This is a genomic window from Bacteroides sp. AM41-16 (assembly GCF_003603495.1).
In the GTDB taxonomy this organism is placed as follows: domain Bacteria; phylum Bacteroidota; class Bacteroidia; order Bacteroidales; family Bacteroidaceae; genus Bacteroides; species Bacteroides uniformis.
The window spans coordinates 351001-374502 of the sequence record NZ_QTNE01000001.1; the positions used below are offsets into that span (position 1 = coordinate 351001).

At 48.4% G+C, this 23502-nt stretch carries 16 protein-coding genes; 6 read left to right on the top strand and 10 right to left on the bottom strand.

The window, feature by feature from the left end:
• Positions 1–34: 34 nt before the first annotated feature.
• The 3 genes from DW896_RS01730 to uvrA form a co-directional block, all read right to left on the bottom strand.
• Positions 35–1555, bottom strand: coding sequence for a peptide MFS transporter (locus DW896_RS01730; RefSeq protein WP_005825349.1), 1521 nt, complete (start codon positions 1553–1555; stop codon positions 35–37).
• 117 nt (positions 1556–1672) lie between these two features.
• Positions 1673–2152 carry a Cys-tRNA(Pro) deacylase gene (gene ybaK / locus DW896_RS01735; protein ID WP_005825350.1) on the bottom strand — a complete coding sequence of 160 codons (480 nt, stop codon included), beginning with the start codon at positions 2150–2152 and terminating at the stop codon, positions 1673–1675.
• 25 nt (positions 2153–2177) lie between these two features.
• Complete coding sequence (gene uvrA / locus DW896_RS01740) at positions 2178–5009, bottom strand: excinuclease ABC subunit UvrA (RefSeq protein WP_022400711.1); 2832 nt, start codon at positions 5007–5009, stop codon at positions 2178–2180.
• 189 nt (positions 5010–5198) lie between these two features.
• Between uvrA and DW896_RS01750 the strand changes: the two genes are divergently transcribed.
• Both DW896_RS01750 and DW896_RS01755 read left to right on the top strand, forming a co-directional pair.
• The gene (locus DW896_RS01750) at positions 5199–6989 is read left to right on the top strand and encodes a LysM peptidoglycan-binding domain-containing protein (protein ID WP_009038612.1); all 1791 of its coding nucleotides are present in this window, start codon (positions 5199–5201) and stop codon (positions 6987–6989) included.
• Between the two features lie 73 nt (positions 6990–7062).
• Positions 7063–7764, top strand: coding sequence for a porin family protein (locus tag DW896_RS01755; RefSeq protein WP_008663316.1), 702 nt, complete (start codon positions 7063–7065; stop codon positions 7762–7764).
• A gap of 168 nt (positions 7765–7932) precedes the next feature.
• Here DW896_RS01755 and DW896_RS01760 read toward each other — a convergent pair whose 3' ends face one another.
• The 5 genes from DW896_RS01760 to DW896_RS01780 all read right to left on the bottom strand — a co-directional run bounded on the left by DW896_RS01760 (position 7933) and on the right by DW896_RS01780 (position 11565).
• Positions 7933–8394, bottom strand: coding sequence for a DUF4293 domain-containing protein (locus tag DW896_RS01760; RefSeq protein WP_119992760.1), 462 nt, complete (start codon positions 8392–8394; stop codon positions 7933–7935).
• Entirely contained in the window at positions 8394–8729 is a 336-nt protein-coding gene (locus tag DW896_RS01765; protein WP_005825356.1) for a DNA-directed RNA polymerase subunit omega, read from the bottom strand. Before DW896_RS01765 ends, DW896_RS01760 begins: the two co-directional genes overlap by 1 nt.
• Before the next feature lie 41 nt (positions 8730–8770).
• Entirely contained in the window at positions 8771–9592 is an 822-nt protein-coding gene (locus tag DW896_RS01770; protein ID WP_005836575.1) for an outer membrane protein assembly factor BamD, read from the bottom strand.
• Between the two features lie 203 nt (positions 9593–9795).
• The gene (locus DW896_RS01775; protein ID WP_005825359.1) at positions 9796–10221 is read right to left on the bottom strand and encodes an amino acid-binding protein; all 426 of its coding nucleotides are present in this window, start codon (positions 10219–10221) and stop codon (positions 9796–9798) included.
• Between the two features lie 45 nt (positions 10222–10266).
• Positions 10267–11565, bottom strand: coding sequence for a phenylacetate--CoA ligase family protein (locus DW896_RS01780; RefSeq protein WP_005825361.1), 1299 nt, complete (start codon positions 11563–11565; stop codon positions 10267–10269).
• 116 nt (positions 11566–11681) lie between these two features.
• Between DW896_RS01780 and uvrB the strand changes: the two genes are divergently transcribed.
• The 4 genes from uvrB (at position 11682) to DW896_RS01805 (ending at position 21252) form a co-directional block, all read left to right on the top strand.
• A complete protein-coding gene (uvrB, locus tag DW896_RS01790; protein ID WP_022400712.1) occupies positions 11682–13742 on the top strand; it encodes an excinuclease ABC subunit UvrB in 2061 nt (686 codons plus the stop codon).
• A gap of 87 nt (positions 13743–13829) precedes the next feature.
• On the top strand, positions 13830–14885 hold the full coding sequence (locus DW896_RS01795; protein ID WP_005825365.1) for a linear amide C-N hydrolase: 1056 nt from the start codon (positions 13830–13832) through the stop codon (positions 14883–14885).
• Positions 14886–15017: 132 nt separating this feature from the next.
• Complete coding sequence (locus DW896_RS01800; RefSeq protein ID WP_119992762.1) at positions 15018–18317, top strand: exodeoxyribonuclease V subunit beta; 3300 nt, start codon at positions 15018–15020, stop codon at positions 18315–18317.
• A gap of 43 nt (positions 18318–18360) precedes the next feature.
• Positions 18361–21252, top strand: coding sequence for a PD-(D/E)XK nuclease family protein (locus tag DW896_RS01805; RefSeq protein WP_119958199.1), 2892 nt, complete (start codon positions 18361–18363; stop codon positions 21250–21252).
• Between the two features lie 121 nt (positions 21253–21373).
• On the opposite strand, the gene DW896_RS01810 is transcribed toward DW896_RS01805, so the two are convergent.
• Both DW896_RS01810 and DW896_RS01815 read right to left on the bottom strand, forming a co-directional pair.
• Positions 21374–22501: a response regulator gene (locus tag DW896_RS01810; RefSeq protein ID WP_119958200.1), complete on the bottom strand. Its 1128-nt coding sequence runs from the start codon at positions 22499–22501 to the stop codon at positions 21374–21376.
• Between the two features lie 41 nt (positions 22502–22542).
• Entirely contained in the window at positions 22543–23478 is a 936-nt protein-coding gene (locus DW896_RS01815) for a UDP-glucuronic acid decarboxylase family protein (protein WP_005825375.1), read from the bottom strand.
• Positions 23479–23502 lie beyond the last annotated feature (24 nt).

Sequence of the window (23502 nt, forward strand, 5' to 3'; positions counted from 1 at the left end):
TTGCGCAGCCTTTAGTTTTATCTTTCGTTTCCGATTACTTCGCCACCTTTTCAAGCCATTTCAGCATGAACAGCATGGTGAACATGGAAATGCAGCACGCTACTACAAATACCGTCCACGTCATCCAGATAGGAATACTTTCGTAGAGGATAGCACCGATAACGAGCAACTGATTACCAATGGCAGTAGCACCGAGCCAACCGCCCTGCATGATACCCTGATATTTGGGAGGAGCCACCTTGGATACGAATGAAATGCCCAACGGAGAAATGTACAACTCGGCAACAGTCAATATCAGATAGGTAACCATCAGCAACAGCGGAGTCACCTTCACCGGAGAGGTACCCAAAGCGATAATATCCTTGTGCATCGGCAAGTTGCTTACATAAGAACCGATAGCCATTATAAGGAAGCCGGTGGCAGCAATACCCATACCGATGGCAATCTTCCGCGGAGTGGAAGGCTCTTTACCCTTGGCACGCTGTGCTGCAAAGACAGCCATGATGACCGGAGTGAGAGACACAACGAAAATCGGGTTCAAAGACTGGAACAGCTCAGCTGAAATAGCCATGCCGAACAAATTCAAATCTGTATATTCCTTGGCAAAATAAGTCAGTGTCAATCCATTCTGATGGAACGAGAACCAGAAGAAAATTACCACACCGAATACGGCAAACAATGCATACATGCGCTGTCTTACCTCTTGTGCATTCATCTCCACTGCAGTGGCATCGCCCGCTTTTGCAGCAACCTTCTTGCTGGGATCGGGGAATTTCTTTCTGTTGATGACGAAAATTACCAAAGAGAGAACCATAGCCAGGATAGCTACACCGAATGCATAATGGAAACCGGTGGTGAACACGTTCAGATATTCATTGGCAAATACCGTCATATCCGTTACGGGTGTTCCGGAAATAGTGGCTTTGGCTGCCAATGCGCTATAAGTGTCCACAGCCTCGGGAGTCAGCGTTCCTGCCAGATGTCCGTGGCAAAGGGCAGGCAGGTCGGCATCATAATTGTAGCCGAATGTGGACAACCACCAGTTACGCACGCCTACTGCGGCAAACGGGGCAAAGATGGCACCTACATTGATGAACATATAGAATAAGGAGAAACCGGAATCGCGCATGCTGGAGTACTGAGGATTGTCGTACATCTGCCCTACGAGCGCTTGAAGATTTCCCTTGAAAAGACCATTTCCGAAAGCAATGACAAACAAGGCTGCACAAGTAATCACCAGAAACAAGGTCTTATTGGCAACCGGTGTAGGAGACGGGATGGCCAGCATCAAGTAACCTACCGCCATCAAAACAATACCGGCAAAGATGGTACCTTTGTAATTACGGGTTCTGTCGGCAATAATACCACCTATCAATGCTAGAATGTAAATAGAAAAATAAAATGTTGAGTAGATCAAACCTGCCTCTTTTCCATCCAGTCCGAACTTGGCTTGCAGAAAAAGTACAAGAATGGCCATCATGGTATAAAAGCCGAAACGCTCGCCCAAATTAGCAAAAGATGCGGCAATCAGACCTTTAGGGTGTTTGTTGAACATAAAAATTAGTTTTTAGAATTAGTAATTGGATTGATTTCTTGAATAATTCCTGCAAATATATAAATTCTATTGAAGATTTCCTTATAAAATTAAAATATCTCGGCAGAAATAGAAGATTTATTCATTAAAAAGAATACAAACCTCTGCATGCACTTCCCTTACCAAATCCTTCGGATCCAACTTAAGCTGCAAACCGCGTTGTCCGGCACTGATATAGATATACGGAAACCGCAGGCACGTTTCATGGATATAGGTAGGGAAAGGTTTCTTCATGCCGATGGGTGAACACCCACCCCGGATATAGCCAGTCAGAGGTAAAAGTTCCTTAACCGGGATAAGGTCACATTTTTTGTTTCCTGACGCTTTTGCCGCCAGCTTCAAATCCACTTCGTGCTCACCCGGGATGACACAGACAAAATAACCGGATTTATCACCGTGAAGAATCAGCGTCTTGAACACGCAATTGATGTCCTCACCCAAACTGGCAGCTACATGCACTGCACTTAAGTCGTTCTCATCCACCTCGTAGGGAATGAGCTCATACGCAATCTTGGCCTTGTCGAGAAGCCTTGCTGCATTCGTCTTATTGATTTTCATAATATTCTCTATGATGAGATAATTATCACTTGATATTCAATTCTTCACGCAGGAACTTAGGCGTATAGCCTTTCTTGCTTTTAGCAACCTCTTCCGGGGTTCCGCAGGAAAGGAGTTCTCCCCCTCCCTTACCGCCTTCTGGCCCCATATCGATGATATAGTCCGCCATCTTGATGACATCGAGATTATGCTCTATGACGATGACGGTATTCCCTTTGTCTACAAGTTTGTTCAACACGTTCATCAAAACGCGGATATCTTCGAAATGAAGTCCGGTAGTAGGTTCGTCAAGGATATACAGAGTCTTGCCCGTATCACGTTTGGAAAGTTCCGTAGCCAACTTCACGCGCTGGCTCTCACCTCCGGAGAGCGTGGTGGAAGACTGGCCCAACTTGATATAACCCAATCCCACTTCCTGGATAACCTTAATTTTGTTCAATATCTGAGGCACATTCTCGAAAAACTCCACCGCACGGTTGATGGTCATATCCAGCACATCGGCAATGGATTTTCCCTTAAAACGCACTTCCAGCGTCTCTCGGTTGTAACGCTTGCCGTGACATACCTCGCAAGGCACATACACATCCGGCAGGAAATTCATCTCAATGCACTTGTACCCATTGCCTTGGCAAGCTTCGCAGCGTCCGCCACTGACGTTGAAGGAGAAGCGTCCCGCCTTATATCCACGTATCTTCGCTTCGGGCAAGCCGACAAACAGATTGCGGATATCGGAAAACACACCGGTATAAGTGGCAGGATTGGAACGCGGCGTTCGTCCCAAAGGAGACTGGTCCACATTCACCACCTTGTCTATATATTCCAGCCCTTCAATACTATCATAGTCCAAAGGATCCTGCAGTGAACGATAGAACTTCTGCGAAAGAATAGGCTGCAACGTCTCGTTGATAAGCGTGGACTTGCCACTGCCGGAAACACCGGTAACGCAAATCAGCTTGCCCAGCGGGAACTCCACATCCACATCCTTCAGATTATTACCCTTGGCGCCACGCAGCCACAGACTGTGTCCATTGCCCTCGCGACGCTTGGCAGGCACCTCAATGGCACGCTCACCATTCAAGTATTGGGAAGTCAGCGTATGCGTCCGTAGCATTTCACGGGGAGTACCGGCAAAGACAACATCCCCTCCCAGCCTACCGGCTTTCGGCCCCATATCAATGACATAATCGGCGGCGAGCATCATATCCTTGTCATGCTCCACCACAATGACGGAGTTGCCAATGTCACGCAGTTCCTTCAAAGAGTGTATCAAGCGCTGGTTGTCGCGTTGGTGCAGGCCGATACTCGGCTCATCCAATATATACAGCACATTCACCAGCTGTGAACCTATCTGCGTAGCCAGGCGGATACGCTGGCTTTCACCACCGGAAAGGCTGACGGAACTACGGTTCAGCGAAAGATAATCCAGACCTACATCAAGCAGAAATTTGAGCCGTGTACGGATTTCCTTCAGGATTTCACCGGCAATCTGCTGTTGCTTGCTACTAAGATACGGGTCTACGTTTACCAGCCAGTCATACAGTTCATTGATGTCCATCGTAGACAATTCGTAGATGTTCTTGTCGTGAATGCGGAATGAAAGCGCTTCCTTATTCAACTTGGCGCCATGACACTCCGGACAAACGGCAGTCTTGGCAAACTGGTCCGCCCACTTCTGTGCCGTGGCAGAAGCATCCTTCTCCTGCAGCATCTGGATATACTTTACAACCCCCTCAAACGTCACAAAATAATCAGAAGAGGTGCCTATCAGTGAACTCTTTATCTTGATACGCTCGTCCGAGCCATAGAGAATCTCGTCGATGGCATCCTCCGGTAAGTCTTTGACCGGTGTTTTCAGCGTTGCTTCATATTTCTCCAGCAAGGCGGTAATCTGCCAGAAAATCATGCTGTTCTTGGCTTTCCCCAACGGTGCGATGGCACCTCCGGCAATGGAGAGCTCACGGTCGGGAATCACCTTGTCAATATCAATCTGGCTGACCACCCCCAACCCTTTGCATTTAGGACATGCACCTTGCGGCGAATTGAAGGAAAAGTTGTGCGGCGCCGGTTCCCGATAGGACAACCCCGTCACGGGACACATCAGCCGTTTGCTGTAATGGCGCACGCTATCCGTCTGCACATCGAGTATCATCAGCAATCCGTCACCTTGGCGCATGGCAGTGGCCACGCTGTTCTTCAGGCGTGTGTCATCCTTGTCCGTCACCACCAGCTTGTCTATCACCACCTCCACATCATGGTTCTTATAGCGGTCCAGCTTCATGCCTGGCAAGGCTTCGCACACCTCACCATCCACACGTACGTAGAGATAGCCTTTCTTGCGCACCTGCTCGAAGAGCTCCTTGTAATGCCCCTTACGGCTGCGCACCAGTGGAGCAAGGATATAAATGCGTTTTCCTTTGTAATCCTTCAGGATAAGATCGAGTATCTGTTCCTCGGTATACTTCACCATCTTCTCGCCGGAGAGATAAGAATAAGCCTCTCCTGCACGGGCATACAACAAACGAAGGTAATCATAAACCTCTGTCGTTGTACCCACCGTGGAACGTGGATTCTTATTCGTGGTTTTCTGCTCGATGGAGATAACCGGACTCAGTCCCGTTATCTTATCCACGTCCGGACGTTCCAAATTTCCCAGGAAGTTACGGGCATAGGCTGAAAAGGTCTCGATATAGCGGCGCTGCCCTTCGGCAAAAATAGTATCGAATGCCAAAGAGGACTTGCCGCTTCCGCTCAGGCCTGTAATCACAGTCAGGCTGTTACGGGGAATCTCGGCATCGATATTCTTGAGGTTGTGCACGCGCGCACCATATACATTGATATATTCTGTTTCTTCTTGCATGTTGATTTATCCTATCGTTTTAACTGCAAAAATAACTGTTTCCCCCCGAATATCAGCCGAAAAGCGCTATTTTTCAGTTTTGAAATGCACAATATTATTTCTTAACGCAATCCTTTGGTTTGAATGCCACAATATTCGTACCTTTGCAGCTACTTTGGGAAATTGTAAACATAAACCAACGATTACTGAATGAAAACGATTAACCGCATTATCTGCTCCCTGCTGCTTGCCAGTGCATGCAGTATCGGTGCAATAGCACAAGAGAATCAATCTTATTTTCTGCATACTATCGAAAAAGGACAAAGTCTCTACTCCATCGCCAGCATGTACGGCGTCAGCCAGTCGGACATCATCAAACTGAACCCCGGCAGTGACGAGAAAATATTCATCGGACGCACATTGCGTATTCCACGCAGCGCTGCCAACATACAAAAAGAAACATACCATACCATCGAAACCGGTGAGACCCTTTACCGACTGACCGTGAAATACAATGTATCTGCCAAAGCCATCTGTGACGCCAACCCGGGACTGAGCGCCGAGAATTTCCGTATCGGACAAGTAATCCGTATCCCTTCCACAACCGAGCCCCAAACCATGGTCCCGGTTGAGACACAAAGCAGCACTGTGGTTGCCAACAACAATATTCTCGGCCCCGTAGAGTCACGATGCCGTGACATGCATAAAGTGAAGCGGAAAGAAACCGTATTCAGCATCAGCCGTGAATACGGCATCAGCGAAGCCGAACTGATAGCCGCCAACCCGGAATTAAAAGGCGAAAACAAAATAAAGAAGGGAACCTTCCTCTGCATTCCCTATCCCAAAGCACAGACGGAGCAAAATATCCAGTCGCAGGCAATACCTACCGACAGCGAGCTGTTCCGTGAAAACCGGAAAAAGACAGAACGCTTCAGCACCATCAAGGCTGCCGTCATCCTTCCCTTCCTGGACGGGGTATCAAAGAGCGAGTCTTCCCGTATGGTGGAATACTACGAAGGCCTGCTGATGGCCGTAGACAGCTTGAAACGTACTGGCACTTCCATTGACTTGTACACTTACAATTCTGGTCCCGAAAGTGCCTCGCTGAACTCCATCCTGGGCAAAAGCGAGATGAAAGACATGGACATCATCTTCGGGCCTCTGTACCAACAGCACATCAAACCTCTAGCCGAGTTTGCCAAGAAACAAGACACACGCCTGGTGATACCATTCACATCGAAAGACAACACGGTATTCCAGAATCCGACGGTCTATCAGATAAATACCCCCCAATCCTATCTGTACTCCGAGGTGTACGACCACTTTGTGCGCCAGTTCCCCAATGCCAACGTCATCTTCATTGAAGCCAGCCAGGGCACCAAGGACAAGGCAGAATTCATCAAGGGACTGAAAGATGAACTGCGCAACCGTTCCATCCCGATGAAGAGCCTGAAAGAGGATGTCACCGTAGAATCCCTGAAAACAGTATTACGCACGGACCGTGAGAATATCTTTATCCCCACATCCGGCAGTAACCTGACATTGATTAAGATACTTCCCCAATTAACCTTATTGGTGCGCGAACAACCCGAAAGCCGTATCCATCTGTTCGGCTATCCGGAATGGCAGACCTACACCAAAGACCACTTGGAAGCCTTCTTTGAACTGGACACCTATTTCTATTCCTCTTTCTATACCAACAACCTGCTGCCTGCCGCCATCAACTTTACCAAAAACTACCGCAGATGGTATGGCAAGGAGATGGACGAGCGCTATCCCAAATTCGGAATGCTGGGCTTCGATACCGGTTATTTCTTCCTGAAAGGACTTGCGCGCTATGGCTCTTCTTTCGAGAAGAACATGCAGGGACTGGATTTGATTCCCATCCAGACCGGCTTCAAGTTCCAACGGGTAAACAACTGGGGAGGCTTCATCAACAAGAAGGTGTTCTTCGTGCACTTCACCAAGAACTTTGAGCTGGTGAAGTTGGACTTTGATTAGGGATTAAGGATTAATAATCTGATAATCCACTATATAACTATTAACTTGTAGCTTGTAACTTATAACTTATAACATGAACCTGAGAACAATCATCATATTCGCCCTGCTGGTGTGTGCATGTATATTGCCCCTGCATGCGCAGGTGGGCGAGCAACGCCACAACTTCGCTGTGGGCGTCAATGGAGGCATCAATCTGAATAGCGTAAGCTTCTCTCCCTCTGTCAAGCAGAAGAATCTGATGGGTATCAACGGCGGTGTAACAGCCCGATACATTTCCGAAAAATACTTCAGTATGATTTGCGGTGCACAAATCGAGCTGAACTTCTCACAACACGGTTGGGACGAGTATTACGAGGACTATCCCACACTGAGCTACACCCGCACCATGAACTATGTGGAAATACCGTTCCTGGCACATCTGGCATTCGGCAAGGACCGCGGTTTGCAATTCTTCATCCATGCCGGTCCGCAGATAGGTTTCCTGCTTGGCGACAGCGAAAAAATAGACGGCGACTGGGACGGCACTGTAGCAGAATCCTACACCAACATCACCGTGGAACAGCACGGCAAGGCCATAGACAACAAATTCGACTACGGCATTGCAGGCGGAGCAGGCATAGAGCTGCGCACCAAGGCAGGCAATTTCATCGTAGAAGGAAGATACTACTATGCTTTATCCGATTTCTATGGCAGCACCAAGAAAGACTTTTTCTCACGCTCCGCACACGGAGTCATTACGGCCAAGATAACTTATCTCTTCGACTTGAAGAAGTAATGCTTATAGGAAACACCCGTTTCCACACGTAGGGACGACAATTTCCTCTAATGGGAACAGTATAATGGAACGACTGTAACCTCAAGCGGAAACGATAAAAAAGCAGACCACGTATTCCGAATGAAATACGTGGTCTGCTTTTTGTTATTATCAAGTAGATAAACCTTCTTATCTTCTTAAACGGTCTGCCGCCTTCACCATCACCTCATCTTTGTAGATGGCACGGAAGGCCAGATAGTTGAGGATGATGGCTACCACCGGAAGGCAAAGCGCCCATCCCAACTGGAAAGTCATTGCATCCAAATCACCCTTCAAAATAAACATAAATACACAGAAGGCTATGTAGTAGCCTATCAGCAGAATGCTGCTGAAAATCGTCATGCGTATTTGCAACATACGGTTACGGAAAAGGAATATCGTACAGAAGGCAACAAGTGCACTGAGCAACAATATCCCGAACAAGCCCCAAGTAGACTGAAATCCTCCGTCGGCCAAAGCCACTCCCAGAGGTTTGAAAACATGCGCTGTCACTCCGTCCGCTCCGATGAACTGTCCTACGGGCATGCAGATGGCCACAACCAGCAGGACGGTTACCAACAACAAATAAACAGATTGAATACGCTGTATCATTACTGCAATTTTTCTTTTTCCTTAGCCGGATTGCGATAGTAAATCTTACCTTCCACATACTCTTGCGTTGCAATCAATGTCGGCTTCGGCAGTTTTTCGTAATAGCGGGAAATCTCAATCTGTTCCCGGTTTTCGAACACTTCTTCCAGATTGTCATTGTAAGAGGCAAACTCAGCAAGCTTTTTGGAAAGGTCGTTCTTGATTTCCACACTAATCTGGTTGGCACGTTTTCCGATAATCGCTACGCTTTCGTATACATTACCGGTATCCTCACACAACTCCATCATATCACGGGTCACCGTAGTAGTAGGAGCATTTGTCTTTCTGTAATCCATAAATTTATCTATAGTATTAATTACAAATTATTAATTACTAATTACTCTTGTTCTTCGCCTCCCTCGCCCAGCATTTTCTGTGACTCCTTGAAAATTCGGTCGGCTTCCTTCGTATACTTGCTTTCAGGGAATTCGTTTTTAAAGGCATAACATTCATCCACCGCTTCACGGTAACGTTCGGCTCTTCTATCTTCCACACTATACACAGCCAACTCATACTTGGCACGCAAGATAAGAATGGATAAATCTTCACGTAGGTTGGTATAGGGATAATCCTTCAAAGCATTCTGCGCAGTGATAACGCAAGCCTGATAGTTGTTACCCAGATAATTACCCATATTATAATAAAGTTTTGCAGACAGATACTCCTTCATCACCAGCTTGTCCTGCAAGGCAAATATCATGTTCTGCGCCTCCTCTTTCTTGGAACTTTGCGGGAAGTATTCCATAAACATCTGCAACTGCTGGATGGCGCTATACGTGCCGGATTGGTCCAAACGCGGCTCCGGAGTATCCAGATACAAAGCTTTACCGGCGTGGAAACGTGCCAGTTCTGTGAATGTACCGCGGGGATAAACGTTGTAGTATTGAATGAAAGTCTGCGCAGCAGTCTGATAATCCTTCTGGTTATAGTAACTCATGCCCAGCATATAGAGGGATTCCTCTGCCTTATCAGTACCTTTGAGAATAGCAATCAATTCATTGAGCAAAGTGGCAGCACGGTTATACTGACCTTTTGCGAAGTAATTTTTTGCCGCTTCGTACTTGTATTCGTAATCTGTGCTTTTCAGCAATTTGTTGTATTCTCCACACGAGGAGAGCAGCAATGCTGCAAGCAGAGTTATTAGGATGTTCTTCTTCATTACTTTTGTTCAAATAATGCGCAAAGATAGGGGTTCGCATCGAATAAAGCAACGATACGAGCCTTAATTTTTCAAAAACCAGACGAACGGGCAGGAATTAGGGATGAATGGTGAAGGATTAGGGATTAGTGACTGTGCTATCAACTGCATAGTCCTCATCCCTAATCCTTCCTCCCTAATCCTTCCTCCCTAATCCTTCGTTTTCACAGTTTATAGAGTTCGCTTGCCGCCAGCAAATCGACCTTTTTTTCTGTCAATACACGGATACAGTTATCCATGTCGTTGGGACGGATGATGACATTGGCCGTTTCACCATTGGCAAAGGAATACATGTACTCGATGAACACGCCTTCATCGGAGAGGAAACGGAGCACTTTCGCCAATGAGCCGGGGATATTGGGACAACTGATGCCTACTACATCCGTTACGTTCACTGCGAAGTGATTATCTTTCAAAGCCTTATATGCTTTATCCGGTTCGGAAACAATGCCACGAAGGATACCGAAATCGGCATTCTCTGCAATACATAGAGCAGAAAGGTTGACACCTTCTTTTGCAAGAACTTCAGTCACCTCTGTGAGGCGACCGGATTTGTTCTCCAGAAAAATGGAAAGTTGTTTTGCTACCATAGGTTTATTTACTATTTGACGATTTACCATGTACAATTTGGCGATTTACAATTTGCGGTTGTCGATAACGCGCTTGGCTTTACCTACGCTGCGCTCAATACTGCGTGGTTCTACCAAACGGACATCTACGCCGAGACCGAGTACGCTCTGCAGGCGGGCCACAAGCTTCTTCTTCAAAGCCAGCATCTTGTTGATTTCGTCGGAATAGTATTCAGGACGAACCTCAACCTGCAACTCCATGGTGTCGGTATTGTTCTTGCGGTCTACCAGCAAGAGGTAGTGAGGCTCGAACTCCGGCATTTCGAGGATAACGGACTCTATCTGCGTGGGGAACACGTTGACACCACGGATAATCAGCATGTCATCACTACGTCCCAAGATGCGGTCCATACGAACCAGTGTACGTCCGCAGGAGCACTTATCGTAGTGCAGGGCGGTGAGGTCCTTGGTACGGTAGCGCAACAGCGGCATCCCCTCTTTGGTAAGGTGAGTGAACACCAATTCGCCGGTTTCTCCAGGGGCAACCGGTTCGAGGGTCTTCGGGTCTACAATCTCGGGGAAGTAATGGTCTTCATTGAGGTGGGTACCGTGCTGGCACTCGCATTCGTAACCTACACCGGGGCCGGCAATCTCACTAAGCCCATAAATATCAAATGCCTTGATACCCAGCTTGGTTTCAATATCCCGACGCATACTTTCGGTCCACGGCTCGGCGCCGAAGGCTCCCACTTTCAACTTAAACTCTTCACGGGGAAGACCGGAGTCTTTGATGGCATCTGCCAGATAGAGGGCGTATGAGGGCGTGCAGCAAAGTACGGTAGAACCGAAATCATGCATCAGTGTAATCTGCTTCTCCGTATTGCCGCTGGACATCGGGATGACGGAAGCGCCGATATTCTCGGCACCGGCATGCGCACCCAGTCCACCGGTAAAAAGTCCGTAACCGTAGGACACCTGGAAAATATCCGAGCTACCGGCACCATAGGCGGTAAAGGCCCGTGAAAGGCATTCGGACCATGCTGAAAGGTCTTTTCGGGTATAGCCTACCACAGTGGGTTTTCCGGTTGTGCCGGAAGAGGCATGAATACGCACAATCTGGCTCATAGGTACGGCACAGAGGCCGAAGGGATAATTGTCCCGCAAGTCGTACTTGGTAGTAAAAGGCAGTTTTACAATATCATCTATACTGTTTATGTCATCGGGAGTAACTCCCAGTTCCTGCATTTTCTTACGATAAAAAGGAGTGTCATGATACACACGCTCCACAGTCTTTTTGAGACGAATGCTCTGGATTTTACGAAGGCTTTCGCGATCCATGCATTCGATGCTTTCATTCCAAATCATGTTCTTCGTTGTATTACAATTATTAATGGTTGTTATCAATATAGCTGCAAAGTAAACAAAAAAATTTTGTTTATCTCAAAGATTTTACCGAATATTGCCGCTTCTAAGAAGAGAAAATGAACAAATTCGAACTGACATCCGCCTACCAACCTACCGGTGACCAGCCGGAAGCCATCGCACAGCTGACCGAGGGCGTGCATGAGGGACTTCCTGCACAAACATTACTCGGTGTCACCGGGTCCGGAAAGACATTCACCATAGCCAACGTCATTGCCAACATCAACAAGCCAACGCTGATATTGAGCCACAACAAGACGCTGGCTGCCCAGTTGTACAGCGAGTTCAAGGGATTCTTCCCGAACAATGCCGTAGAATACTATGTGTCCTACTACGACTACTATCAGCCCGAAGCCTACCTGCCATCATCGGACACCTATATAGAAAAAGACCTCGCCATCAACGACGAGATAGACAAGTTGCGCCTTGCCGCCACCTCTGCCCTGCTTTCGGGCAGGAAAGATGTAGTGGTGGTATCCTCCGTTTCGTGCATATACGGCATGGGGAATCCGGCAGACTTCTACAACAACGTCATCGAAGTACAGCAAGGCAAGAATTTCAGTCGCAATGTCTTCCTGCGACGCTTGGTGGACAGTCTTTATGTACGCAACGACATTGACCTGAACCGCGGCAATTTCCGCGTGAAAGGCGATACGGTGGACATTTATCTGGCTTACGCCGACAACTTGCTGCGCGTCACCTTTTGGGGAGACGAGGTAGACAGTATTGAGGAAGTGGACCCTATGAGCGGCGTTACCGTCGCCAAGTTCGATGCCTACAAGATTTATCCCGCCAACCTCTTCATGACCACCAAGGAAGCCACGTTGCGTGCCATACACGAAATAGAGGATGACCTTCACAAGCAGGTGCAATGGTTTGAAAACGAAGGCCGCCCATTCGAGGCCAAACGCTTGCAGGAACGGGTGACCTATGATATGGAAATGATACGCGAATTGGGACATTGCTCCGGCATTGAGAATTATTCTCGCTACTTTGACGGGCGTGCTGCCGGTACCCGCCCCTACTGCCTGCTGGACTTCTTCCCCGAAGATTTCCTGATAGTCATTGACGAAAGCCACGTCAGCGTCCCGCAGATACGTGCCATGTACGGAGGTGACCGCGCCCGCAAGATAAACCTAGTGGAGTACGGATTCCGCCTACCGGCTGCCATGGACAACCGCCCGCTGAAATTCGATGAATTCGAAGAGATGGCCAAACAAGTGATTTACGTCAGCGCCACACCGGCAGACTATGAGCTGATGAAATCCGAAGGCATCGTAGTAGAACAAGTCATCCGCCCGACGGGACTGTTAGACCCCATTATTGAGGTGCGTCCCAGCCACAACCAAATAGACGACCTGATGGAAGAAATCCAAGTACGCATCGAGAAGAACGAGCGTACCCTCGTCACCACCCTCACCAAACGAATGGCTGAAGAACTGACGGAATATCTGCTGAACAACAACGTGAAGTGTAATTATATCCACAGCGACGTAGACACTTTGGAACGTGTGAAGATTATGGGTGACTTGCGCGAGGGCATTTACGATGTACTTGTCGGTGTCAACCTGCTGCGTGAAGGACTCGACCTGCCTGAAGTCTCTCTCGTTGCCATTCTCGATGCAGACAAGGAAGGTTTCCTTCGTTCCCACCGCTCACTGACACAGACTGCCGGACGTGCCGCCCGTAACGTGAACGGTATGGTCATCATGTATGCCGACAAAATAACGGACAGCATGCAACTGACCATCGACGAGACCAACCGCCGTCGCGAGAAGCAGTTGAAGTACAACGAAGAGCACGGCATCACACCACAGCAAATCAAGAAAGCCAAGAACCTCAATGTGTTTGCCACCAACGAGGCTTCCGGCGAAGCCGTCCTCAGCAGCGAGAAGTTCACTTCCAGCACTCCCCGCCCCTATGTGGAACAAGAAAGTACATCTACGATGGCTGCCGACCCTATAGTACAGTACATGAGCCGCAAGCAACTGGAAAAGAGTATCGAACGTACCAAGAAGCTTATGCAGGAGGCTGCCAAGAAACTCGATTTTATCGAAGCCGCACAGTATCGGGACGAGGTGCTGAAGATGGAGGAATTGCTGAAAGAAAAAGACGAGTAAGGGATTTCACCTCTTTTTCTCAAACTATACTCCCCTCCTTTTGTTATTCTATGAAACAGAGTATTAATTCATAAAGACAAAAGCGAGATGAATAAACCAATAAAGACAATAGCTGTTGCACTGGCTGCCATAGCCTCCATGAGTGTGCAACAAACAGAAGCGTGTACCCGAGCCACCTACATCGGTCCTGACAATACAGTCATTACAGGACGTACGATGGACTGGAAAGAAGACCTTATGAGTAACATCTATGTATTCCCAAGAGGCATGCAAAGGGCAGGCTACAACAAAGGGAATACAGTGAACTGGACTTCCAAGTACGGTAGCGTCATTGCCGCCGGTTATGACATAGGTACCTGCGACGGTATGAACGAGAAAGGTCTGGTTGCCAGCCTGCTCTTCCTTCCGGAGTCCGTTTACCACCGCCCGGGAGACAACCGCCCGATTATGGGCATCAGTATCTGGACGCAATACGTACTCGACAATTTTGCAACCGTACGCGAAGCTGTGGATGAACTGAAAAAAGAATCCTTCCGCATTGATGCACCAGACCTGCCCAACGGAGCCGCTTCCACCCTGCATCTGGCCATCACAGATGAAACCGGAAACACGGCTGTCCTGGAATACATAGACGGAAACCTTGAGATACATGAAGGTAAGCAGTATCAAGTAATGACCAACTCTCCCAAATATGAACTCCAGCTGGCTATCAACGACTATTGGAAAGAGGTAGGCGGACTGAATATGTTGCCGGGAACCAACCGCTCCAGTGACCGCTTTGTACGCGCATCGTTCTACATCAATGCCATTCCGCAAACAGCGGATGCAAAGATTGCCGTACCCAGTGTATTGAGCGTAATGCGCAATGTTTCTGTACCGTTCGGTATCACCACACCGGACAAGCCCCATATCTCCTCCACCCGTTGGCGTTCTGTATCCGACCAGAAGAACAAAGTATATTATTTTGAGTCCACACTGACCCCTAACTTATTCTGGCTCGACTTGAAGAAAATCGATTTTAGCCCGAATGCAGGAATCAAGAAACTCTCACTGACAAACGGAGAAATATATGCCGGAGATGCCATAAAGGATTTGAAAGACAGCAAAGGATTTGTATTTCTTTTCCAGACACCGGTAATGTAGCACAGCCCCTACACATAGCCCCTCAATAATGGATGCTTCCCGCTTCTTTCTATAAGAGAAAGCAGGGAAGCATTTATTTTTCTCATTATTTTTGTGTACGTTTGCAGATACATACTCAATGCAGCAAATTACATGGAATTATTAGTATACAAAGCCTCTGCCGGCTCAGGCAAGACCTTTACGCTGGCTGTGGAATACATCAAGCATTTGATAATCAATCCACATGCCTACCGGCAGATACTTGCCGTAACCTTCACCAACAAGGCTACGGCAGAGATGAAGGAGCGCATACTGACACAGCTTTACGGTATCTGGAAGGGAGCACCTTCTTCCGAAGCATATCTGGAGAGAATTAAAAATTATAAATTAAAAATTAAAGGAGAAGGCGGGGGCGGATTGACGGACAAAGAGATTCGTCAACGGGCCGGCATAGCACTGCAATACATGCTGCATGACTACAGCCGTTTCCGCGTGGAAACCATCGACTCCTTTTTTCAATCCGTGATGCGCAACCTTGCCCGCGAACTAGAGCTGAGTCCTAACCTGAACATAGAGCTGAACAACAGTGAAGTGCTGAGTGATGCCGTAGACAGCCTCATCGAGAAGCTTACCCCCACCTCTCCCGTGCTGGCATGGCTGCTGGACTACATCGACGAGCGCATCCGCGACGACAAACGCTGGAACGTATCGAATGAGGTGAAAAGTTTCGGACGAAACATCTTCGATGAAAGCTACATAGAACGCGGAGAAAAACTACGGCAATGCCTTCGTACTCCGAACACGCTGAAACTCTACCGGGATGTGCTGCGCGATATGGAAACCGAGGCTCTGGAACAGATGAAAAGTTTCTACGACCAGTTTGAAGGCGAACTGGAAGGGCATGCCCTCACTCCCGAAGACTTGAAAGGAGGTGCCCGAGGCATCGGCAGTTACTTCCGCAAACTGCACGACGGCAGACTGTCTGACAAAGATGTGCTGAACGCCACCCTGCAAAACAGCCTGGCAGATGCAAAAAACTGGGCAACGAAAACATCCTCACGAAAGGACGACATCATCTGTCTGGCAAAAACCAGCCTGATACCTCTACTGCAGGAAGCCGAAAGAATGCGTCCGCAACGCAACCGCACCCTGAACAGTTGCCGTCTCTCGCTCCAGCATCTCAACAAACTACAACTCCTCAACCATATTGACGAGGAGGTACGTACACTGAACCGAGAACATAACCGCTTTCTACTTTCGGACACCAACGCCCTGCTGCACAAATTGGTGCGCGAGGGTGACTCTTCGTTCGTCTTCGAGAAAATCGGCGCCAACATACGCAACGTCATGATTGACGAATTCCAGGACACCAGCCGCATGCAATGGGACAACTTCCGTCTGCTGTTGCTCGAAGGACTTTCGCAAGGAGCCGACAGTCTGATTGTGGGAGATGTGAAGCAGTCCATCTACCGCTGGCGGAACGGGGACTGGGGAATACTGAACAGCTTGGGAAATAAAGAATTAAACTTAAACTCCTTCCCCGTCCGTGTGGAAACCCTAAAAACAAACCGGCGTAGCGAAACCAACATTATCCGTTTCAACAACCAGGTATTTACCGCTGCCATAGACTACCTCAATGCATTACACCTGAACGAACTGAAAGAGGATTGCCTACCCCTGAAACGCGCTTATGCCGACGTAGTGCAGGAATCGCCCAAGAGCACGGAGTACGGCTACGTAAAAGCCACCTTCCTGGAACCGGACGATGAACACAACTATACAGAGCAGACCCTTCTCGCTTTAGGAGAAGAGGTGCAACGGCTGCTGGAAGAGGGCGTAACACTGAATGATATCACCATCCTTGTCCGCAAGAACAAGAATATCCCGCCGATAGCCGACTATTTTGACAAAGAACTGCATCTTTCTGTCGTGTCCGACGAAGCTTTCCGTCTGGATGCCTCTCTTGCCATCTGCATGCTGATGGATGCCCTGCGCTGCCTATCGAATCCGGAGAACAAGATTGCGGAGGCTGCACTGATGGAGAATTACAAATTACAAATGACAAATGACGAGCAGTCGGGATTCATCATAGCCACTCCCCTGCCCGAAACCTTTACCTCCCGACGGGAAACGCTGCGCTTGATGCCTTTGTATGAGTTACTGGAAGAACTGTTCAGCATCTTCGGCATGAGCCGCATTGAAAAGCAGGATGCCTACCTCTTCTCCTTCTTCGATGCTGTGACGGAGTATCTGCAAAGCAATTCTTCCGAACTGGCCAGCTTCATCCGCTACTGGGACGAAACCCTTTGCAGCAAAACCATCCCCAGCGGTGAGATGGACGGCATACGCATCCTCTCCATCCACAAGTCCAAAGGACTGGAATTCCATACCGTACTGATTCCCTTCTGCGACTGGAAGCTAGAGAACGAAACCAACAACCAGCTGGTGTGGTGCGCCCCACCGGAAGAGCCTTATAATGCCATCAGCTTAGTACCGGTGAACTATTCCACCACCATGGCGGAATCCATATATCGGCAGGACTATCTGCACGAACGTCTTCAGCTGTGGGTAGACAATCTGAATCTGCTGTACGTGGCCTTTACCCGTGCCGGCAAGAACCTCATCCTCTGGAGCCGGAAGGAACAGAAGGGAACCATATCCGAACTCCTTGCCAACACCCTGCCCCACATAGCCAAAGACGGAGCAGGCAGTTGGGACGAAGAGGCTTCCATATATGAGAACGGCAAGATTTGCCCTTCCCCCGTCCCCGTCTCACAGCATGACGCAGACAACCCTGCTAACGACGAAGCTAAACCTCTATACTACGAACAGAAACCTCTATACTGCGAACGTAAACCTGAGGTTTACGAACAGCAACCAGTCAACAGACTTTCGCAAAAGCCGGTCAAACTGCCCGTCCACATGGAGAGCATGCTCCACGACATCGAGTTCCGGCAATCCAACCGTTCGGCAGACTTCATAGCAGGAGTGGACGAAGCAGAGTCCAGCCAGCGCTTCATCAACCGGGGACGTTTGCTGCATACCCTATTCTCTGCCATCGAAACGGAAAAAGACATTGACAATGCCATCAGCCAGCTCGTCTTTGAAGGTGTGATTGGACGGAGTGAGACGGAAGAAGAAATACGCAATCTCACCCAACGCGCTTTCTCCCTGCCTCAAGTCAAGGACTGGTATTCAGGAACGTGGCAGCTATTCAATGAATGCGACATCATCTGGCAGGAAAACGGTGAACTGCGGACACGCCGCCCGGACCGCGTGATGATGCGTGGCGAAGAAATCGTAGTGGTGGACTTCAAGTTCGGAAAGCCAAACAAGAAGTACAACAAGCAGGTGCAGGGATACATGCAACTGCTGGTCCGCATGGGGTATGTCGCAGAAAATATACGGGGTTACTTGTGGTATGTAGAGGAGAACAACATAGAACCGGTATAACTCACTCCCCATCCACTATTAATTATCAATTATCAACTAAATCATGGAAACATTCCTCCAACTGGTCGCCCGCGACCTTTACGCCAAAATAGGAAACGACCTCTCGCGCACCGCCATCGTTTTCCCCAACAAACGTGCCAGTCTGTTCTTCAACGAATATCTGGCAACTGAAACGGACCGCCCTTTGTGGTCGCCTGCCTACGTCAGCATCAGCGAACTGTTCCGGCAACTCTCTCCATTGAAGTCCGGTGACCCTATCCGTCTGGTATGCGAATTGTATAAGGTATTCCGCGAAGAGACCCGCAGCGAAGAAACTCTGGATGACTTCTACTTCTGGGGAGAACTGCTCATCAGCGATTTCGATGACGTAGACAAAAACCTTGTAGATGCCGACAAACTCTTCAGCAACCTGCAAGAACTGAAGAACATTATGGACAATTACGACTTCCTCGACCAAGAACAAGAAGAAGCCATCCGCCAGTTCTTCCAGAACTTTTCCATAGAAAAGCGCACGGAGCTGAAAGCCAAATTCATCTCCCTCTGGGATAAACTGGGCGACATCTACCGCCACTACCGCCGCAATCTTACAGAACTGGGCATCGCCTACGAAGGCATGATGTACCGCAATGTCATGGAGCAACTCGACACCGACCGACTGCGCTACGACCGCTATGTATTTGTCGGCTTCAACGTGCTAAATAGAGTAGAAACCCGTTTCTTCCAGCTCTTGCAGGATGCCGGGAAAGCAATGTTCTATTGGGATTACGACGTGTTCTACACCCGTCTTCCCCTTGAGCAAAAGCCGCCCTATACCCACGAAGCAGGCGAATTCATCCTCCGCAACCTAAAGCTGTTTCCCAACCAACTGCCCGAAACTTCTTTTGATGTACTGCGGAAACCCAAGAACGTACGCTTTATCTCCGCTTCTACCGAAAATGCACAAGCCCGCTACTTGCCGCAATGGATTAGGGGGAATGAAGAATTAAGAACCCCTTCTTCATTCAAAGACACTGCCGTTGTCCTTTGCAACGAATCCCTACTGCTTCCCGTCCTCCACTCCATTCCGGCAGAGGTAAAGAACGTCAACATCACAATGGGATTTCCCCTTGCCCAAACTCCGGTGTACAGTTTTATCAACGCCCTTGTAGAGCTACAGACTACCGGCTACCATGCAGGTACCGGACGATACATCTACGAAACCGTAATCACGCTGCTGAAACACCCTTACACCCGGCAACTTTCCCCCAATGCCGAAACACTGGAAAAACAGCTTACCCGGAACAACCGCTTCTATCCCCTTCCCTCGGAGCTGAAGCAGGACGCATTCCTTGAACAAGTCTTTACACCACAGAACGGCATCGCCGCCCTATGCAGCTACCTCACCGAACTGCTTCGCGAAGTGGCCGTCCTCTACCGCCAGGAAAAAGACGTGGAAGACATCTTCAACCAGCTGTACCGCGAGTCTCTGTTCAAAAGCTACACCCTCGTCAACCGCCTGCTCAGCCTGATAGAGACCGGCGAATTGAGTGGTGTGCGCACAGACACGCTGAAGCGACTGCTGAACCGCTTGCTTACCTCTGCCAACATTCCCTTCCACGGAGAACCCGCCATCGGCATGCAAGTAATGGGGGTGCTGGAAACGCGTAACCTCGATTTCCGCAACCTCATCATGCTCTCCCTCAACGAAGGGCAATTGCCCAAAGCCGGAGGCGACTCCTCCTTCATTCCCTACAACCTGAGGAAGGCCTTCGGCATGACCACCATAGAACACAAGAATGCCGTCTATGCCTACTACTTCTACCGCCTCATCCAACGGGCAGAAAACGTCACCTTATTATATAACATCTCTTCGGACGGACTGAACCGCGGGGAGATGTCCCGCTTCATGCTGCAATTCCTGGTAGAGTCGCCGCACAACATCTCCCTTGAGTACCTTGAAGCCGGACAATCTCCACAACAAGCCCTGGAAATTGAGATTCACAAGACACCGGAGATGTTGCAACAGATGTTCGACGCCTACGACATCCACCGACGTCCCAAAGCGTTCTTCTCCCCCTCTGCCCTCAATGCCTATCTGGACTGCCGGCTGAAATTCTACTACCGATACGTAGCCGGCCTGAAGGCTCTCGATGAAGTAAGCGCCGAAATAGACTCCGCCCTCTTCGGCACCATCTTCCACCGTTCTGCCGAACTGGTGTACAACGAACTGACAACCAACGGACGGGAAATACGTAAAGAAGACCTGGAACAGTTACTGAAAGACGATGTCCGCCTGCAAGCCTATGTGGACAATGCTTTTAAAGAAAAGTTCTTCCATGTGCCCCTTACGGAGCAACCGGAATATAACGGTACGCAGCTTATCCATTCCAAAGTCATTGCCTCTTACCTGCGCCAGCTTCTGCGCAATGACCTGCAATATGCCCCGTTCCGTATGGAGGGTATGGAACAGGACGTCAGAGAAATGATGGAAATAGATACTCCGCAAGGAAAGCTTGCCTTACAGATAGGCGGTACCATCGACCGCCTGGACAGCAAAGGAGACACGCTACGTATCGTGGACTACAAGACAGGCGGTACTCCCAAGACTCCTGAAAATATAGAACAACTGTTTACTCCCGCCGACAACCGTCCCAACTATATTTTCCAGACGTTTCTGTACGCCGCCATCCTCTGCCGCAAGCAATCGCTGAAGGTAGCCCCTTCCCTACTTTACATCCACCGGGCAGCTTCCGAAAGCTACTCCCCGGTCATCGAAATGGGAGCGCCGCGACAACCCAAGGTACCGGTCAACAACTTCGCTTTCTTCGAAGACGAGTTTCGCGAACGGCTGCACGGACTCCTGCAGGAGATATTCAGCCAAGAAGAAACATTCAGCCAAACAGAGGATACCCGGAAATGTGAATATTGCGATTTCCGCAGTCTGTGTAAGAGATAAAAAAACAGACCATCCGTTCATAAGAAACAGATGGTCTGCACGACCGTAACAGACGGTCTATTTGAGTCTGACGGATGGTCTGTTTTACTTCAACGGACCATCCGTTCTATTTTCTTCGTTATCACTTCTTCACCGGAATAGAGAAGCTGAATATGGAGCCTTCGCCTTCCTTGGAAGTAAACCACAGTTTACCGCCATTCTTCACGACAAAATCCTTGCATAGCAACAAGCCCAGTCCCGAGCCTTCTTCGTTGTTCGTGCCGAACGTGCTGAAATGCGTATCAGTATGCAACAACTTCTTCTGCCCCTCCTCGCTGATGCCACAGCCATAATCCTGGACGCTGACAACTGCCATACCATCTACTTCCTCCATCTTCACCAGTACCTCTGAGTTCTCCTTACTGAACTTAATGGCATTACTCAACAAGTTACGGACCACTGTCTTCAGCATGTCAATATCAGCGTTGACCATCATTTTTTCCGGTTTCATCTCGTGGATTCTTATCTTCTTCAGGCTTGCCACCATACTGAAAATCTCAATGACACCGTCTGTCACTTCGACGAGGTCCACATCCTGATAAACCACGTTCAACTTACCGATTTGACTCTTTGTCCATTTCAGCAGGTTATCCAGCAACGAGAACACATCCTCTGTTGTCTGATTGGCCATCGTCAGAAGCTCGTACATTTCGATACCTATTTTCTCAGCCGGTAAGTTCAGTATCAGCATGTTCAGCACCATCTTTATGGAACCCATAGGAGAGCGCAGGTCATGGGCAATCACCGAATAAAGCTTGTCACGCCCGGCAATGGTACGTTGCAGTTCTTCCGTTTTACTCAAAATCAGCCGCTTGGCAGCTACCAAAGATATTTGGTGGGTAACCCGGATAATCAGTTCCTCCTTATTGAAAGGCTTGGAGATGAAATCATTCGCTCCTACTTGAAAACCTTTCACAATATCTGCCGTACTATTCAGTGCAGTCAGAAAGATGATCGGAATCTCAGCAGTCTGCGGATTTGACTTTAAATGTTGAGCTACTTCAAAACCACTCATGTCCGGCATCATTACATCAAGCAAAACCAAGTCAGGATTTTCCTTTTCCACCTGCTCCAACGCCTGCCGCCCGTTACTCGCAGTAGCAATTGCGAATTTCTCGTTTGTCAAAAGCACTTTCAACAATAAAACGTTTGACATCACATCGTCAACGATGAGGATCTTGTACTCGGAAGGATTTATTTCCATGTTCATCTTTCTATATTGTTTTTCCCGTTATCAAAATTACTATTTAGTTAGGAACGATATTCCTTAAAATACTCTATTATATACTGTAAACCCTCTTCCAGCTCTATAGTCGGTTCCCAGCCCAACTTTTCCTTTGCCAGAGTGATGTCCGGCTGACGCTGTTTGGGATCGTCATGAGGCAGTGGCTTGAAAATCAGTTTCGACTTGGAATTCGTCAGCCTAATGACCTTTTCTGCCAGTTCCAATATGGAGAATTCATTCGGATTTCCCAAGTTTACCGGACCGATAAAATCGTCCTCCGTGTTCATCATCCGCACCATACCTTCTATACAGTCATCTACATATTGGAAACTTCGCGTCTGATTACCCGAACCGTATATCGTAATATCCTGGTTCTGCAATGCTTGAACCACGAAATTGGAAACCACCCGTCCGTCATTCGGCAACATCCGAGGACCGTACGTATTGAATATACGGATAATCTTGATCCGCACTCCATTCTGGCGGTGATAATCCATAAACAATGTCTCGGCACAACGCTTCCCTTCATCATAACAAGAACGGAGGCCAATTGGATTTACATTTCCCCAATAACTTTCCACTTGGGGATGAATAACGGGGTCACCGTACACTTCGCTGGTAGAAGCCTGCAATATCTTGGCATTCGTCTTTTTGGCCAGTCCCAGCATATTGATGGCGCCCAATACAGAAGTCTTGATGGTTTTAATGGCATCATATTGGTAGTGGATGGGAGAAGCAGGACAAGCCAGATTATAGATTTCGTCCACATCTGCCTCATAAGGGGTTTCCACATCATGCAGTACAAATTCAAAGCGGGGATTGCTCTTCAGATGAGTGATATTTCCTTCCGAACCGGTGAAAAGATTATCCAGACAAATCACCTGATGCCCGTCGTTTATCAATCGGGTACAAAGATGAGAACCTATAAAACCAGCACCGCCACTAACCAAAATTTTCTTCATGTAATGTTTTTTATAGTGCCTTAA

Excerpts from the sequence above, each read along its gene's own strand:
- DW896_RS01730 (WP_005825349.1), bottom strand. The coding sequence starts at position 1,555 with ATGTTCAACAAACACCCTAAAGGTCTGATTGCCGCATCTTTTGCTAAT.
- ybaK (WP_005825350.1), bottom strand. The coding sequence starts at position 2,152 with ATGAAAATCAATAAGACGAATGCAGCAAGGCTTCTCGACAAGGCCAAG.
- uvrA (WP_022400711.1), bottom strand. The coding sequence starts at position 5,009 with ATGCAAGAAGAAACAGAATATATCAATGTATATGGTGCGCGCGTGCAC.
- DW896_RS01750 (WP_009038612.1), top strand. The coding sequence starts at position 5,199 with ATGAAAACGATTAACCGCATTATCTGCTCCCTGCTGCTTGCCAGTGCA.
- DW896_RS01755 (WP_008663316.1), top strand. The coding sequence starts at position 7,063 with ATGAACCTGAGAACAATCATCATATTCGCCCTGCTGGTGTGTGCATGT.
- DW896_RS01760 (WP_119992760.1), bottom strand. The coding sequence starts at position 8,394 with ATGATACAGCGTATTCAATCTGTTTATTTGTTGTTGGTAACCGTCCTG.
- DW896_RS01765 (WP_005825356.1), bottom strand. The coding sequence starts at position 8,729 with ATGGATTACAGAAAGACAAATGCTCCTACTACTACGGTGACCCGTGAT.
- DW896_RS01770 (WP_005836575.1), bottom strand. The coding sequence starts at position 9,592 with ATGAAGAAGAACATCCTAATAACTCTGCTTGCAGCATTGCTGCTCTCC.
- DW896_RS01775 (WP_005825359.1), bottom strand. The coding sequence starts at position 10,221 with ATGGTAGCAAAACAACTTTCCATTTTTCTGGAGAACAAATCCGGTCGC.
- DW896_RS01780 (WP_005825361.1), bottom strand. The coding sequence starts at position 11,565 with ATGATTTGGAATGAAAGCATCGAATGCATGGATCGCGAAAGCCTTCGT.
- uvrB (WP_022400712.1), top strand. The coding sequence starts at position 11,682 with ATGAACAAATTCGAACTGACATCCGCCTACCAACCTACCGGTGACCAG.
- DW896_RS01795 (WP_005825365.1), top strand. The coding sequence starts at position 13,830 with ATGAATAAACCAATAAAGACAATAGCTGTTGCACTGGCTGCCATAGCC.
- DW896_RS01800 (WP_119992762.1), top strand. The coding sequence starts at position 15,018 with ATGGAATTATTAGTATACAAAGCCTCTGCCGGCTCAGGCAAGACCTTT.
- DW896_RS01805 (WP_119958199.1), top strand. The coding sequence starts at position 18,361 with ATGGAAACATTCCTCCAACTGGTCGCCCGCGACCTTTACGCCAAAATA.
- DW896_RS01810 (WP_119958200.1), bottom strand. The coding sequence starts at position 22,501 with ATGAACATGGAAATAAATCCTTCCGAGTACAAGATCCTCATCGTTGAC.
- DW896_RS01815 (WP_005825375.1), bottom strand. The coding sequence starts at position 23,478 with ATGAAGAAAATTTTGGTTAGTGGCGGTGCTGGTTTTATAGGTTCTCAT.